This window comes from Mesorhizobium sp. B2-3-10, assembly GCF_006442275.1.
In the GTDB taxonomy this organism is placed as follows: Bacteria; Pseudomonadota; Alphaproteobacteria; order Rhizobiales; family Rhizobiaceae; genus Mesorhizobium; species Mesorhizobium australicum.
The window spans coordinates 168,036-183,436 of sequence record NZ_VFVT01000012.1 but is presented as its reverse complement, the minus strand read 5'-3'; the positions used below and the strand labels follow the sequence as shown (position 1 = coordinate 183,436).

16 protein-coding genes are annotated in these 15,401 nt (G+C 63.0%); 11 read left to right on the top strand and 5 right to left on the bottom strand.

Translation table 11 applies throughout. The features are described 5' to 3' along the window. From FJ943_RS27935 to FJ943_RS27925, 3 genes are all read left to right on the top strand, one after another. Positions 1–531, top strand: a complete 531-nt coding sequence (locus tag FJ943_RS27935; protein ID WP_140726722.1) for an O-acetyl-ADP-ribose deacetylase — start codon at positions 1–3, stop codon at positions 529–531. A gap of 120 nt (positions 532–651) precedes the next feature. Beyond that, entirely contained in the window at positions 652–1,020 is a 369-nt protein-coding gene (locus tag FJ943_RS27930; RefSeq protein ID WP_140726719.1) for a hypothetical protein, read from the top strand. Positions 1,021–1,186: 166 nt separating this feature from the next. Continuing rightward, on the top strand, positions 1,187–3,172 hold the full coding sequence (locus FJ943_RS27925; protein ID WP_140726716.1) for an acetyl/propionyl/methylcrotonyl-CoA carboxylase subunit alpha: 1,986 nt from the start codon (positions 1,187–1,189) through the stop codon (positions 3,170–3,172). A 73-nt stretch (positions 3,173–3,245) separates the two neighbouring features. Here the strand turns inward: FJ943_RS27925 and FJ943_RS27920 are convergent, their stop codons facing one another. Further along, positions 3,246–4,367 (bottom strand): branched-chain amino acid ABC transporter substrate-binding protein, encoded by a 1,122-nt coding sequence (locus tag FJ943_RS27920; RefSeq protein ID WP_140718108.1) that lies wholly within the window; start codon positions 4,365–4,367, stop codon positions 3,246–3,248. A gap of 426 nt (positions 4,368–4,793) precedes the next feature. Then, the gene (locus FJ943_RS27915) at positions 4,794–5,060 is read right to left on the bottom strand and encodes a sel1 repeat family protein (protein ID WP_010915070.1); all 267 of its coding nucleotides are present in this window, start codon (positions 5,058–5,060) and stop codon (positions 4,794–4,796) included. 439 nt (positions 5,061–5,499) lie between these two features. Between FJ943_RS27915 and FJ943_RS27910 the strand changes: the two genes are divergently transcribed. From FJ943_RS27910 to FJ943_RS27895, 5 genes are all read left to right on the top strand, one after another. Continuing rightward, positions 5,500–5,841, top strand: coding sequence for a DUF2147 domain-containing protein (locus FJ943_RS27910; protein ID WP_140618524.1), 342 nt, complete (start codon positions 5,500–5,502; stop codon positions 5,839–5,841). Between the two features lie 208 nt (positions 5,842–6,049). Beyond that, positions 6,050–6,202 (top strand): hypothetical protein, encoded by a 153-nt coding sequence (locus tag FJ943_RS29790; RefSeq protein ID WP_181174659.1) that lies wholly within the window; start codon positions 6,050–6,052, stop codon positions 6,200–6,202. Between the two features lie 39 nt (positions 6,203–6,241). After that, the gene (locus FJ943_RS27905) at positions 6,242–6,436 is read left to right on the top strand and encodes a hypothetical protein (RefSeq protein WP_015318605.1); all 195 of its coding nucleotides are present in this window, start codon (positions 6,242–6,244) and stop codon (positions 6,434–6,436) included. Between the two features lie 117 nt (positions 6,437–6,553). Continuing rightward, positions 6,554–8,014: an AMP nucleosidase gene (locus tag FJ943_RS27900; protein ID WP_224584541.1), complete on the top strand. Its 1,461-nt coding sequence runs from the start codon at positions 6,554–6,556 to the stop codon at positions 8,012–8,014. Positions 8,015–8,160: 146 nt separating this feature from the next. Beyond that, positions 8,161–9,171, top strand: coding sequence for an endonuclease/exonuclease/phosphatase family protein (locus FJ943_RS27895; RefSeq protein ID WP_181174662.1), 1,011 nt, complete (start codon positions 8,161–8,163; stop codon positions 9,169–9,171). A gap of 63 nt (positions 9,172–9,234) precedes the next feature. On the opposite strand, the gene FJ943_RS27890 is transcribed toward FJ943_RS27895, so the two are convergent. After that, on the bottom strand, positions 9,235–9,831 hold the full coding sequence (locus FJ943_RS27890) for a DUF922 domain-containing protein (protein ID WP_015318608.1): 597 nt from the start codon (positions 9,829–9,831) through the stop codon (positions 9,235–9,237). A gap of 138 nt (positions 9,832–9,969) precedes the next feature. Further along, on the bottom strand, positions 9,970–11,649 hold the full coding sequence (locus tag FJ943_RS27885) for an electron transfer flavoprotein-ubiquinone oxidoreductase (RefSeq protein WP_140726708.1): 1,680 nt from the start codon (positions 11,647–11,649) through the stop codon (positions 9,970–9,972). A 220-nt stretch (positions 11,650–11,869) separates the two neighbouring features. Between FJ943_RS27885 and FJ943_RS27880 the strand changes: the two genes are divergently transcribed. From FJ943_RS27880 to FJ943_RS27870, 3 genes are all read left to right on the top strand, one after another. Beyond that, complete coding sequence (locus FJ943_RS27880) at positions 11,870–12,514, top strand: hypothetical protein (protein ID WP_140726705.1); 645 nt, start codon at positions 11,870–11,872, stop codon at positions 12,512–12,514. Between the two features lie 90 nt (positions 12,515–12,604). Beyond that, on the top strand, positions 12,605–13,471 hold the full coding sequence (locus FJ943_RS27875) for a uracil-DNA glycosylase (protein WP_140618530.1): 867 nt from the start codon (positions 12,605–12,607) through the stop codon (positions 13,469–13,471). Between the two features lie 53 nt (positions 13,472–13,524). Beyond that, the gene (locus tag FJ943_RS27870; RefSeq protein WP_015318612.1) at positions 13,525–14,328 is read left to right on the top strand and encodes a helix-turn-helix transcriptional regulator; all 804 of its coding nucleotides are present in this window, start codon (positions 13,525–13,527) and stop codon (positions 14,326–14,328) included. On the opposite strand, the gene FJ943_RS27865 is transcribed toward FJ943_RS27870, so the two are convergent. Further along, the gene (locus FJ943_RS27865) at positions 14,329–15,294 is read right to left on the bottom strand and encodes a DMT family transporter (protein WP_140618532.1); all 966 of its coding nucleotides are present in this window, start codon (positions 15,292–15,294) and stop codon (positions 14,329–14,331) included. Positions 15,295–15,401 lie beyond the last annotated feature (107 nt).

Here is a 15,401-nt window from a genome sequence, read left to right as displayed (position 1 = left end):
ATGAGCAAGGCCCAAGACAGGATCCGCATCCACACCGGCGACATCACGAAGCTGGATGTCGACGCCATCGTCAATGCTGCCAACACCTCGCTTCTCGGCGGCGGTGGAGTCGATGGCGCCATCCACCGCGCGGCGGGTCGTGAGCTCGAGGTAGAATGCCGGATGTTGAACGGATGCAGGGTCGGCGACGCCAAGATCACCAAGGGTTACAAGCTGCCAGCTCGACATATCATCCACACGGTCGGGCCGGTCTGGCAGGGCGGCGGCAAGGGCGAAGCCGAACTGCTGGCCTCTTGCTATCGCAGGTCGCTGGAACTCGCGACCGCCAATGATTGCCGTTCGGTGGCGTTTCCCGCGATCTCGACCGGTGTTTACCGCTACCCGAAAGACGAGGCGACCGAAATCGCTGTCGGCGCGGTCAGCATGATCATCGAAGAGAAACCCATGCCCGAAACCGTCATCTTCTGCTGCTTCGACGAGCATACGGCCGAACTATACCGGCGAACCGTTGCTGCGCTCAGGAAGGGTTGAACTTTATGGACCAATCTATTCATCAGCACATGCAAAGTCGGACCCCCGACAACGAACTGGCGGCGAGGAAAAATATTCGCTACTGCTTGTCCCGCACAATGCAATGGGGACAAGGTGGGAATGGAACTGAAATATTGCCGGGGGATGGCTGCCTCGATACTTGCATCCATACTAATATTCACCACAGCTGGCGCCGGCCAGGCCGGATCGCTCGCAGGAAACAAGGGAGACGTGCGTTTTCCGCCGACCCTGGGCTCGGGCGAATGCAACGTTGCCTACAAGGGCTACGTCGCGGCGGGCGGTCATTCGGCGTACGCCACGACCTTTTATTCGCGCGTCGTCGACCTCTACATCATCTGCGGGACGAAGCTCAACGCACCGTCCCAGAAGGCCGCGGAAAAGATGGCGCTGCGCAACTGCCAGGCTGGATTGACGCGTTGGAAGCTCAAGACCGCAAGTGGCGGCTGCGCGATCTCGGCATCGAAATAGGCACATGCGCTTCGCTCGTAGAGCACTCCCTTGGTAAGGGAGCGCTCTACATCAAGTGCCGAACTGCAAGGCAGCATCCGGCAAACGGAAAGCCTATCCATATAGGTTTGCGACCCAGAGGGGGCGCGAAGGAACGCCTGCGTCGCTTTCTGGCTACGGAGGCTCCATGTTCGGCAAAATCCTGACCGCCAATCGGGGCGAGATCGCTTGCCGCGTCATCCGCACGGCTCGCAAGCTGGGCGTGCACACTGTCGCCGTCTATTCGGATGCCGACGCGAGATCCCTGCATGTCGAGATGGCCGACGAGGCGGTCCATATCGGTCCTTCGCCCGTCGGCGAGAGCTATCTGCGCGGTGACAGGATTGTCGCCGCGGCCCTGGCCACGGGTGCGCAGGCTATCCATCCCGGTTACGGCTTCCTGTCGGAAAACCCCGATTTCGTCGACCAGGTGGTAGCGGCCGGCCTCGTTTTCATCGGCCCGTCGGCGTCCTCGATCCGCGCCATGGGGCTGAAGGACGCCGCCAAGCGGCTGATGGAAGAAGCCGGCGTTCCGGTCGTTCCGGGCTATCATGGCGAGGCGCAGGAAATCGTGCTGCTTGCGTCAAAGGCCCGCGAGATCGGCTATCCCGTGCTGATCAAGGCGCGCGCTGGCGGCGGCGGCAAGGGCATGCGCCGCGTCGAACATCCCGATGACTTTTCCGAGGCACTCTCCAGCGCCCGGCGCGAAGCAAAGGCCGCTTTCGGCGACGACCGGGTGCTGGTCGAGAAATATGTCGACAAGCCGCGGCATATCGAAGTGCAGGTGTTCGGCGACAATTTCGGCAATGCGGTGCATCTCTACGAGCGCGACTGTTCGGCGCAACGCCGCCATCAGAAGGTAATCGAGGAGGCCCCCGCCCCCGGCATGACGCCGGCTTTGCGCAAGGCAATGACCGAGGCGGCGGTAAAAGCCGCCAAGGCAATCAACTACTCCGGCGCCGGCACCATCGAATTCATCGTCGACGCCTCGCAAGGCCTCGAGGCCGATCGCTTCTGGTTCATGGAAATGAACACCCGGCTGCAGGTAGAGCATCCGGTCACCGAGATGGTCACCGGCACCGATCTCGTCGAATGGCAGTTACGGGTCGCCAGCGGCGAAAAACTGCCGAAGACACAGAGCGAGATCACGCTTTGCGGCCATGCTTTCGAGGCGCGCATCTATGCCGAGGATGCGGCCAAGGGGTTTCTGCCGGCGACAGGCACGCTGCACCACCTTAGATTTCCGGACGTTGTCCCCGAAGGCGCCGCGATGCGCATCGAGACCGGCGTGCGGGCTGGCGATGCCATCTCGCCCTACTACGACCCGATGATCGCGAAGCTGGTCGTTCATGCCGGAGACAGACGGCAGGCGCTGGAAGCGCTCCGCACCGCGCTCGCGCAAATCGAGATTGCCGGCTCCACCGTCAACACCGCTTTTCTTGCCGCTCTTGCCGCCGATCCGGATTTTGCGGCTGAAGACATCGATACCGGCCTGATCGGCAGACACCAGGAGGCGTTGACGGCGGTCGCGCCGCCGACCGGCGAGATCATCTCGGCTGCCGCCATGGCGGCCTCGGGTGCCGGAGCATTGCCGTCGTCGAACGACCCATGGTCATCACTCGCCGGCTATGCGCATTTCCACGGCGTGGCGCGGCGCATGCGGCTGACGTTCGGCGAGGAAGCCATTCAGGCAAGGATTTCAGTGCGATCGGACGGGCGCTTCCAGGTGGCGCTCGATGCGCCTTATGACAGCACCAACTTGCATGATCTTCGCGCCGTTCCCCGCCTCGCCCGCTGGCCTGGCCACATCACGGTGTTCGAAGGCGCCGTCGGCTATACTTTCGCGGTGCCGGACCCCTTGGCCAGGAGCGATGAAGCGGCCGCCGCCACCGGCAGCCTGCGCGCGCCGATGCCGGGCCTGGTCAAGCTTGTGCGCGTGGCGAAAGGCGACGCTGTGATCAAAGGGCAACCTCTGCTGATCCTCGAGGCGATGAAGATGGAGCACACCATCGCCGCCCCGCATGACGGGGTGATCGCCGAGATCGCCGGGGAAGGCGCACAGGTCACCGACGGCGCGGTGCTGGTGCGGTTCGCCGAGGACCAGAACGCATGCACCGCGGCCGCCGGCGGATAGAAGGAGCGACCGCAAACTGAAATGGCCGGGACGAACCCGGCCATTCCCTTGGATTACCCGAGTGCCAGGGCGATTACTGCGCGATCGGCGCGTACTTGCCGTCATGCCACTGGTTGATGTCGTAGCTGGCATTCTTGAGGTCGCCCTTCTCGTCGAAGGTGACGTCGCCGACAACGGTGCTGATCGCCGTGCCATTCTTCAGCGCCTCGGCAACCTTGGCCGGATCGTCGCTGCCGGCACGCTTGATGCCTTCGGCGAATGCCTGGACCACGGCATAGGAGAACAGCGTGAAGCCTTCCGGCACGAAGCCGCCGGCCTTGATCTTCTCGACGGCTGCCTTGGCTTCCGGCTTTGCCTGCGGATCCGATGGGAACACGAACATCGTGCCCTCGCCGGCCGGGCCGGCAACCTGCCAGAATTCCGGCGAAGCGATCGAGTCCGGCATGATCAGCTGGAACTTGAAATTCTGTTCCGCCGACTGACGGAGGATCAGGCCCGCCTCGGGGTGGTAGCCGCCGAAATAGACGACATCGGCCTTGAGATCCTTCAGCTTGGTGACAAGCGCCGAATAGTCCTTCTCGCCGGGGTTGATGGCATCATAATAGACCTCCTTGAGGCCACCGGTATTCATGGTCGCCTTGACGGCATCAGCCACGCCCTGGCCGTAAGCGCTCTTGTCGTGCAGGATGACGACGTTCTTGCCGGCGTATTTCTTGGCGATCCACGGGCCGATGAAGGCGCCCTGTGCGTCGTCACGCGTGTAGAGACGCATGATTGTCGACCAGCCGGCCTTGGCGGCCGCATCGGTCAGCACCGGGTTCGAGGAAGCCGGGCTCATCATCAGGGCGCCGGCTTCGGCATAGACCGCCGAGGCCGGAATGCTGGAACCCGAGCAGGCATGCCCGTCGATGAACTTGACGCTGTTGGCGACGATGCGATTGGCGACCGACACCGCCTGCTTGGGATCGCACTGGTCGTCTTCGATGTCGAGCTTGATCTGGGAGCCGTTGACGCCGCCAGCCGCGTTGATGGCGTCGGCGGCGGCCTGTGCGCCCTGCTTGAACTGATCGCCGATGGTGGCGAGCTGTCCGGTCATCGGGCCGACCACTGAAATGGTGATGTCATCGGCGAACGCGACCGGCGCGCTCATCATCAGGCCGAAAATGGCCGCGCTCAAAACACTCATTTTTTTCATGACAATAGAACTCCTCCACTCACGCGCGGCCGCCCGGCCGCGCTTCTTCCAGAGAGGCGGGACAATTTCATCCTTCATCGGACCTGTCTAGGCGCATTGGCGCCACTCGATTAGGCCTGCGCGGCCTCATCCACGCAAAAAGCCACGCCAGCCTTGTTCCGGCCGGTCGTGGCTTTTTTTGCCGGTCAGGCTGTTTCCCCGGCGCCCCCGCGCTGTGAACCCAACCCACCTTCCCTGTCTTCATGTTGGCCATGATCCTTCCGAAAACCGGAGTCTTCGGGATCATGGTCCGTTGCGCGGCTTGGACCTGTCGGCGTGCCGCATTCTCGTTGTCGATGGCCGTGGCCTGGCTGTTTGCGCAGCTTTTCCCTGTTGGCCCGACCGTCTTTCTGCGGTCTTGGCCGGAGCGTCTCCGTCTGGCGGAACTCAGTGCATGGTCATCCATTCGCGGGCTTCGCGCAGCGCCTTGGCGATCTCGACCTTCGACATGGCCGCCGAGAGTTCCGAGCGCAACTCGGCGGCGCGGGCCGATCCCTTGATGGCGGCGATGTTGAACCATTTGTGGGCGGCAACGACGTCGGTTTCGCAATCGCGGCCGGTCGCATACATCATGCCCAGTTCGAAAAGAATGTCGGCCTGGGCAGTTGCCCCCATGGCGCCGAAGCCTGCTTCAAGCATTTCAAAACGTGCCATTTTTAGTCCCCTGTCTGGCTCCCGAGAGCTGCCTCCGTTCGTCTTGTCCGGGCCGCTCTTTCGATGCTTTCGAGAATGCCGCGCAGGCTTGAATCCGTCGTTAAATGGCGTGCTTAATTTGAGGAAAACAAAGCTAAAACAAGAGGTAAACGCGAAAATTCGTTAAGGATACGAAGCCAGCAATTCAGCTGGTTTTCGCCAAATTTGCCGAAAATTTTCGAGCGCGCGGTCAACACTCTGCTAACCCTAGAAAGCAAACACGAGGCGCTGGTCGTTTTCATTTCCGGGCCGACAGGGCGAATTCAGGCGCTTTCGAAATGCCAAAACCTTCCGTCGCGGCACCGCTTTCGTTTTGACGGAAGCTGGATTAGCTTACGTTTGCGTAAGCGGCAGACCGGCGAGGCGGAGCATTCGGCCGGCTATCCAAAGGGAGGAAGACATGTCTCGAAAAGTGAGCCTGGCCCTGGCGGCCACTTTGATCCTGAGCGGCGCGGCGTGGGCCGATCCGATCGAGGGCAACTGGAAAACGCAAGCCGGCGACACCGCTGCCATTTCAGGCAGCAGCTCGTTCTCCATCACGCTCAAATCAGGCAAATATGCCGGCAAGACCATCGGCTCGCTCAAGGCGGCCGGCGACAACAAATACACCGGCAACATCACCGATCCGGCAAATGACAAGACCTATTCGGGCAAGGCAACCTTGTCGGGCGCCTCGCTCAAGATGAGCGGTTGCGTGCTCGGCGGACTGATCTGCAAGAGCCAGACCTGGCATAAACTCTAAGCGACCATTTCCGTGTGATCTCTAAACGGGGCCTGGCGGGCCCCGTTTCCGTTCTGTCGACGAGCAGGCAGCGCTCGGTCGGCATTCTGGTTGCCGCAACCCAGTCAACATCCCTTCAATCAATTTGAACGGCAGATGAACGCCGGCATCAGAGCCGGTTCAGAGGCGTCAGGGCATTCTCATGCGTGTTGAAGGAGACACGGACCCAATGCTTGCTCGCCGCTTCACCATCGTCTGCCTGCTGATGAGCCTGTTTGGAATGCTCTTCGCCATCCTCGTCGCCGAAGCGGGCCGTTCGCGCTCCTGGGACGACGCCGCCAGAATGTGCCACCTCGCCTGCCCGACCGATTTTCGTCACTGAAACAGAGAACCGGACCTCGAAAAGAAAAGCCCAGAGATCATGAACCGCATCGCCGCCAACCTCTCCAAGACCCTCCGGCTCCTGCCGCGGGCGGCGCTCATCCTGATACTTCTGGCCGCTCCGGTCCTGGCGGTGCCGATGATGCGCGCCGATAGCGGCTCGACGATCGAGGCGCCGGCGCTCAGAAAGTCCGGCGTCGGGTTCGTGCTGCTGGTCAGCCTGCAGCGGGGTTGAAGAAAAAAGCGCGCTTTGAGCGCCTTCGGCGGCGAGCCCCCTCCCAACCGCCCGTCCAAGTCTCTATATTGAGCCATGGAAAAGCGAATCTATCCCCAAGCCATCGAATCTGTCGTCATGCCCGAGCCCTTTGGCCGGCAAAGCTTCGATAACGCCGAAAAGGCCGTTGCCGCGCTGCAGGTGCTCTACGACCGCAATACCAAGTTTCTGCGCGATTCCTTCGCGGCCCTAGCCGCCGGCGGCGACAGCAGCAAGCGCTACCGGGCCTTCTACCCCGAGATCGGCGTCACCACGAGTTCGTTCACCCAGGTCGACTCGCGCCAGGCCTATGGCCACATGCCAACACCAGGGCATTTCGCCACCACGGTTACCCAGCCGGACCTGTTCGAGACCTACCTCATCGAGCAGCTTCGGCTGATCATGCGCAATCACGGCGTGTCGGTAACCGTCTCGGAATCGACCACGCCGATCCCGCTGCATTTCGCTTTCCTGGAAGGCACCTATGTCGACGGCGCCGCTGCCGAACGCATCAAGCGGCCGATCCGCGACCTGTTCGACGTGCCGGATCTCGACGGCACCGACGATCAGATCGCCAATGGCACGTTCGAAGTGGCCTTCGGCGAGCCCCGGCCGCTGGCGCCGTTCACGGCGCAGCGCATCGACTATTCGCTGCACCGCATGACGCACTACACCGCAACCAGCCCGCAGCATTTCCAGAACTTCGTGCTGTTCACCAACTATCAATTCTATATCGACGAGTTCGTCGCCCGCGCCCGCGACCTGATGGAAAAGGGCGGTGACGGCTACACGGAATTTGTCGAACCTGGCAACGTTATCACCCGGGCCGGGCAGAGCGCGCCCAGCGAAGGCGTAGCGCCACAGCGCCTGCCGCAGATGCCGGCCTACCATCTGAAGAAGCCGAACCATGGCGGCATCACCATGGTCAATATCGGCGTGGGTCCTTCCAACGCCAAGACCATCACCGACCATGTCGCGGTGCTTCGGCCACATGCCTGGGTGATGCTTGGTCACTGCGCCGGGCTGCGCAACACCCAGGCGCTCGGCGACTATGTGCTCGCGCATGCCTATGTGCGCGAGGACCACGTGCTGGACGACGATCTTCCGGTCTGGGTGCCGATCCCGCCGTTGGCCGAGATCCAGGTCGCGCTGCAGGAAGCCGTCGCCGAGGTCACCGGCCTGTCGGGCTATGATTTGAAGCGCATCATGCGTACCGGCACCGTCGCCACCATCGACAACCGCAACTGGGAACTGCGCGACCAGCGCGGACCGGTGCAGCGGCTGTCGCAGTCGCGCGCCATTGCGCTCGACATGGAATCGGCGACCATCGCCGCCAATGGCTTCCGCTTCCGCGTCCCCTACGGCACGCTGCTGTGCGTTTCCGACAAGCCGCTGCATGGCGAGTTGAAGCTGCCTGGGATGGCGACCGAGTTCTACAAGCGGCAGGTGGCGCAGCACCTGACTATCGGTATCAGGGCGATGGAGAAGCTGGCGGAGATGCCGATGGAGCGGCTGCATTCGCGCAAGCTCCGGAGCTTTTCGGAAACGGCATTCCAGTAGGCGACCGCGAAGCCTCGGCGAGGCAATTCGTCGTCTTGCTCAGGCCGCAATTTGGCCGATAAGCAAATCGAACGGACCGACAGGCGGCATTCAGCGGATACAACCTCGCAGACACGACCTCAATGGCAACAGGCGCGCGCTTGAACATGACGGCTGGGCTGGCATTCCTGGCGATGACGGCATTGTCGGCCGCTTTGTTGGCCGGATTTTTCGGCGCACTGCACCCGGCGTTCGATTCCTTCTCGCATTTCCGCATTCATCTCAGCGTGCTGATGGCACTTCTGGCGCTGCCGCTGCTCGCCAGCTCGTTTCGGCTGCAAGCCGCGGCTGGGCTGCTTTTTGCCATTTCCTGCCTGGCCACAACGACGGGTGCGCTGCCCAAATGGTGGCCACAACAGGCGGCCGCCAAGCCGACCGGCCAGATCGTCTACAGCCTGCTGCAGATGAATCTGCGCTTCAACAACCCAACACCTAAGAAAGTGCTCTCACTGATCGGCCGCACCAATCCGGACGTGATCACGCTCGACGAGGTGTCGCAGATGTGGACGACCGAGCTTGGCTACATCGCCAGCGCCTACCCCTACCGAATCCTCTGCCCCTACCCAAACGGCATGTTCGGCGTGGCGCTGCTGTCGCGCCGGCCCTTTGCCGCCGACGCCGCGCCGCGCTGCGAGCCGCGCGGCGCGATGGCTATCGCCACGGTCGACTTCGGCGGCACCGATGTCGATGTCGCCGCGATTCATTTGAGCTGGCCCTGGCCGAAGGAGCAATACTGGCAGATCGGCGAACTGGCGCAGCCACTGGCCGCGCTCGGCGAGACCGCGATCATGGCGGGCGATTGCAACGCCGTGCCGTGGAGTGCCGCGGTGCGGCGGGTCGCGGCTCTCGGCGGGCTGACACTCATGCCTTCCGCCGGCCCGACCTGGATCCACCGGACACTGCCGGACTTCCTGCGCCGCTATGCAGGCCTGCCGATCGACCAGGTGTTCAGCAAAGGCGGCGTGACGATCCTGTCTTCGAGGCGGCTGGAAGATACCGGCTCCGACCACCTGCCGCTGCTGGTCGAATTCTTGGTCCGGTCCGATGAGAAGCAGCCTGAGGATGGGCACGCCACTGCGCTCGCGGCGCACGATTTGCCTGCTGAGCCGCACGGCTGACGCGTCAACGAGTGGAGCACCCGCGCCGCGGCGAAGCGTTGAGATGGCGAACGGATTGCTCGTTCAAGGTTTCCCGATCAAGGCAGCGATCAGGTGTTCGACATGGCCGCCATCGCGATGCTCACGCCGATCGAAGGCGTTTTGCCTCGCCTCATATTCTGCATAAACGGCCTTGATGCGAAGCCGAGCCTCGCGGCGCGCCTTGTCGCATGACGGGTCGTTGGCGACCCGCAGGCCAGTTATCGACCTTTCTGTCACGCGCATCATCTCCCTGGCGATGCGCCCATGTGTTTCCTCATGGGCGCGAACACCCGCGAAAAACCTGTTCCAACGCCTCTTCAACGTCGGCGCCATGGGCGAGCCAACGCGAGGGAAGGTGTAGAACAGATTGAGCGTGCCGTTGACCCGCCGCAGCCGGCAGACGCCGTTGTCCTGGCCTCCGCCGAGATCCCAGTCGACCGTATAGGCGGTTGTGGCGATGGCATGCGTCATGAAGCCATGCTTAGGCCCCTTGCTGTCCATCGCGTCGATGAAGGCCGTACCCGAGTTTCCCGTGATGTCGTAGGTCCGCGTCTGGACGATTGCCCTGGTGCCGGCAAAGGCCTCAGGCGCGCACAGTGTCCCGATGACGGCGAGGCATGTCAGAACTGTCCGGCGCATCGGCCTTCTCCTTGTCCCCGGAGAAGGGAACCATAAGCCGGTGATAGTTTCAACGGTTCTGCTGCGCTGCATGCTCTCGCAGCCAGAACTGCGCTGCAATTTTGCTGCCGCGCCCTGGACGGCGCGGCGGCGCAGGGGTCACATGCCCTGGTAGACCGGTCCTTCACCGCCTTGCGGGGGCACCCAGTTGATGTTCTGGTTCGGGTCCTTGATGTCGCAGGTCTTGCAGTGGACGCAGTTCTGCGCGTTGATGACGAAGCGCACATCCTTCGCCTGCGGGTCGGCGGCGGCGTTGCCGTCCTTGTCGACCCATTCGTAGACGCCGGCCGGGCAATAGCGTGTGGAAGGTCCGGCAAAGACATCATGTTCCGAGCGTTTCTGCAGGTCCATGTCGCCGACCAGCAGATGGACCGGCTCGTTTTCCTCGTGATTGGTGTTGGATAGGAACACCGAGGACAGACGGTCGAAGGTCAGCACGCCATCCGGCTTCGGATAGACGATCTTCTTGTGCTGGGCGGCAGGCTCGAGCGTGGCATAGTCGGCCTTGCCGTGCTTCAGCGTGCCGAAGGGCGAGACGCCGAACAGCGTGTTCAGCCACATGTCGAGGCCGCCGAGGCTGACGCCAATGATGGTGCCGAAGCGCGACCACAGCGGCTTGACATTGCGCACCTTCTTCAGGTCCTTGCCGATGTCGGTCGCCCGCCAGGCATCCTCATAGGCGGAAAGCTCGTCATTGGCACGGCCCGCGCCGATCGCCTCGGCGACATGCTCGGCCGCCAGCATCCCCGACAGCACCGCATTGTGGGAGCCCTTGATGCGCGGCACGTTGACGAAGCCCGCCGCGCACCCCATCAGCGCACCGCCCGGGAACGACAATTTCGGCACCGACTGCCAGCCGCCCTCGGTTATGGCGCGCGCGCCGTAGCCCAGGCGCTTGGCGCCGTCGAACGTGCCCGCGATCGCCGGATGGGTCTTGAAGCGCTGGAATTCCTCGAAAGGCGACAGATAGGGATTCTTGTAATTGAGGTGGAGGACGAAGCCGACCGCCACCTGATTATCCTCCAGATGATAGAGGAACGAACCGCCGCCAGTCTTCATGTCCAGCGGCCAGCCGAAGGAATGCTGCACCAGACCCGGCCGATGGTTCTCCGGCTTGACGTGCCAGAGTTCCTTGAGGCCGATGCCGTATTTGCCGGGCTCGCGGCCGTCGGAGAGTTTATATCTAGCGATCAACTGCTTGGCCAGCGAACCGCGCGCGCCTTCGCCGATCAGCACATATTTGCCCATCAGCGCCATGCCCGGCGCGAAGCCCGGACCATGCGTGCCGTCCTTCTCGACGCCCATGTCTCCGGTGACGACGCCGGTGACGGCACCTTCTTCATTGTAGAGCAGGCCGGCCGCGGCAAAGCCTGGGTAGATCTCGACGCCGAGCGCCTCGGCCTTGCCAGCCAGCCAGCGGCAGACGTTGCCGAGCGAGACGATATAGTTGCCGTGGTTGTTCATCAGCGGCGGCATGAAGATGTTGGGCAGGCGGAACGAACCGGCGGGGCCGAGCACCAGGAAATGGTCCGCAGTGACCGGCGTCTTGAAGGGATGACCATCCTCCTCGCGCCAGCCAGGCAGCAACCGGTCGATGCCGATCGGATCGACGACGGCCCCCGACAGGATGTGGGCGCCGACTTCGCCGCCCTTTTCCAGCACGACGACGGAGAGCTCGGGATTGACCTGCTTGAGGCGGATGGCCGCGGCAAGGCCGGCCGGTCCGGCACCGACGATGACCACGTCGAATTCCATGCTTTCGCGTTCGATATCGCTCATCAACCCCTCCGCACTGGCTTGCCGCCGTTGGCGTATCTTGCTGGCTCCTGCGCTGCATAGCGCATCAATTGGCGACAGGAAACCGGCGCATACGTGACAATGCCGATTTGGCCAAAAAGTCGCGCTTTGCGCGGCAGAGAGGCCATTTCCGCGCGGCGCGACCCGCCAGGCTTGCGTTTTCTATTGTTCGACGGCTTGCTTATCGGCCATACTTCCCGCCATGCGCATTCCCGGGCCAGGCGGCTTCTCTTCGACGCGCTTTCCATCAACGCCCGGCCGGGCCTGCCGGGCGCTTATTTTGGCCCTTCTGGCGTCGAGCCCGGGTCATGCCGTCGCGGATGAAGTGAAGGTCTGGGCGACAGGCGCGTACTCGTTCTCCGACGAGCTTGGCGGTTTCCGCATCACCGGAGCCTCCGGCATCGGAACCAAGGACGATCCGCTGATCATCACCGAAGAGCTGAATTCGGCGACACCCGTGACGCTGACCATCCGTACCACAAAGCCGATCCAGGCATTCGGCAGAGCAGGCGAGTTCGCCAATGGCATCATGTATATGCGCATCGACGCGCTCAACAACAGCGGCCAGGCCTGGATCGAGTTCCAGTTCGAGCTTCAGGAAATACTGGACCAGCCAAGCGTGTTCGGAGACGGGCTTTCGTTCGACCAGCGCAACAAGACGCCCGACAATATCTGGTCGAGCAATTTCGCCGATTTCGACCGCGATTTCGAGCCCTATGACCGGCTGCTGTTCAAAAACGGCAAGGTGGACCCGCTGAAGACCGCCAGCTTCGAATTCCTGATGACCGACTACACGCCGCGATGGACCTTCTATTTGGTTCAGGATCCACGCATACCCACTGGCTAGACCGCGACCTCACCTTGGCAGGCGGGATTGGCTGCCGCCATCGACCTCGCCGAGGTTGCAAATTGATCCCGCCCGGACGATGGTGCGGCCATGACTGCCGCCTCTCCCAACAATCCGGTCGATTTGGCCGATCTGCTCGCCTTCTATGCCAGCGCGGGTGTTGACGAGGCTTTGGAGGATGCGCCGGTCAATCGGTTCGCGGAGGCCGTGCCGAAGCCGGCGGAGCGCACGCCGGCGGCGCCGCGCGAAAGCAAGGCACCGGAGCCGCCCACGGCTCCGCCGCGCCTCGATGGGCGCGCCGTGCCGGATGCTCCGGCCCCGCGCCCGCCGACCTCGGCCGTGCCCGACGAAGCGCAGGCGGCGCTGGCGCGCCAGCTGGCGACCGCGGCAATGTCGCTGGACGAATTACGCCAGCACATGGCCGCTTTCGAGGGCTGCAATCTCAAGGCGACCGCCAAGAACCTGGTATTCGCCGACGGCAACCCGCAAGCGGCTGTCATGCTGGTCGGTGAAGCCCCAGGCCGTGACGAGGACATTGAAGGACTGCCCTTCGTCGGCCGCTCGGGCCGCCTGCTCGACCGGATGCTGGCTGCGATCGGCCTCGACCGTAGCTCGGTCTACATCGCCAACGTCATTCCCTGGCGCCCACCCGGCAACCGCACGCCGACGCCGCACGAGACCGAGATCTGCCGGCCGTTCATCGAGCGTCAGATCGAGCTGGTCAATCCCAAGGTGCTGATCAATCTCGGCGGCCCGTCGGCCAAGACCCTGCTCAACACCTCGGAAGGAATCCTGCGGCTGCGCGGCAACTGGCGCGTGCACACAACGGGTTCCGGCATTGCCATTCCAGCCATGCCGACACTGCACCCGGCCTATCTCTTGCGCACCCCCGCGCACAAGAAGCTCGCATGGCGGGATTTTCTCGAAGTGAAGGCGAAGCTGCGGGAAGTGAGCTAACGATGACCTTGCAGGTAATTGAAATACATTCAGCGTCAGCCTAGTCGTCCTGCATGACAACGCCCCAAACCTCCGCCGGTAGCCTGATCCGCGAATGGCGCACGCGACGTCGCATGAGCCAGCTCGACCTCGCCATGGAGGCCGAGATCTCGCAACGGCATCTCTCCTTCGTCGAAAGCGGGCGTGCCGCGCCCTCGCGCGACATGGTGCTGCATCTGGCCGAGCAGCTTGCGATCCCGCTGCGGCAGCGCAATCAATTGCTGCTGGCCGCGGGCTTCGCGCCGAGCTTCAGCGAACGGCCGCTCACCGATACGACGCTGGCACCGGCAATGGCGGCGGTCGAGATGGTGCTCAAGGGGCATGAGCCGTTTCCGGCATTGGCGGTGGACCGGCACTGGAACCTGGTTGCGGCGAACACGGCGATCGGGCCATTCCTGGCCGATGTTTCCGAGCCCTCTCTGCTCCAGCCACCCGTCAATGTGCTGCGGCTCAGCCTGCACCCAGGTGGTGTCGCGCCACGGATCGTGAACCTCCAGGAATGGCGCACCCACCTGCTCGAACGGCTGAAACATCAGAACGATGCCGCCGGTGACCCGGTGCTGGTGGCATTGGAGCAAGAGCTTCGCGGCTACCCCTCTGGCCTGCAGAGCAGCCGGCCGGCGCCAGTCGAGCCGAATGCGATCGTGCATCCGCTGCGGCTTGCCCATGGCGACACGGTGCTTTCCTTCATCAGCACCATCACCGTGTTTGGCACGCCACTGGATGTCACCCTTTCGGAACTGGCGATCGAATCCTTTTTCCCGGCCGATGAGCAGACACGGGCGATGCTGGTACGCTTGGCGAAGGAACGGTCCTGATCACCCTTGCGGCAGCGCAGCTTTGCGGGTGCGCGTCCGCTCCAGACCCAGCTGCCGTTCGCGCCAGATGATGAAGATGCCGGCGGCGACCACGATCACGCCACCGACCAGCGTGCCGGGCGAGGTCACGTCGCCGAAAACGAAGTAGCCGACGACGACGCCCAGGATCATCGAGGTGTATTCGAAAGGCGCCACGACCGAGGCTTCGGCATGACGGTAGGCCGCGGTCATCAAAATCTGGCCGAGCCCGCCACAAAAGCCGGCGAGGATGAGCAACGTGGCTTGTATTGGCGTCAGCGACTGCCAGCCGAAGGGCAGCGTCAACAGCGAGAGCACGCTCGCCGTCGACGAGAACCATAGCACGATGGTCGCCGTCTTCTCCGTCTGCACGAGATTGCGCACCAACAGCATGGCGACAGCGGAGATTGCCGCGGCCGCCAGCGCGGCCATGACGCCCAGGACCTCCTGGTCGTCGAGACCTTCATCCGAATTGAGCAGCGTCAGCTCCGGCCAGGAAATGACGAGCACGCCAATGAGGCCGATCGCGACAGCGCTCCAGCGATAGACGCGGATCGTCTCGCCAAGGAAGACCGAGGAGAACACCACGACCAGCAGCGGCTGTGCATAGTTCAGGGTGATCGCCTCGGGAAGAGGCAGCCTGGTGAGCGCGAAAAAGCCGAGCCCCATGGCACCGACGCCGACGACGCCACGCGCGACGTGGTTGAAGGGGCGTTTCGTCACAAATGCCGTGGCCAGATGTCCCTTCAACGTCAGGAAGACAATGATCGGGAAGATGGCGAAGAAGGAACGAAAGAAGACGATCTGCCCGGCAGGCACATCGCCTGCCGCCTTGATACAGGTTTGCATGCCGACAAAAACCGCCACGGAGACGATCTTCAGCACGATGCCTCTCAGGGTGCCGTGGCCGCCCGTCGTCTCTGGTTGCGCCCCCGCTCCTGATGTCACTTTGGCAATGCGTCTCTGCCCGTGGTCGAGGGCACGCTACGGTTCTCGAAATGGCAGAACGGGAAATTGTCGGCGCGCCGAACGAAAGCGCCCATCCCGAATTTCGG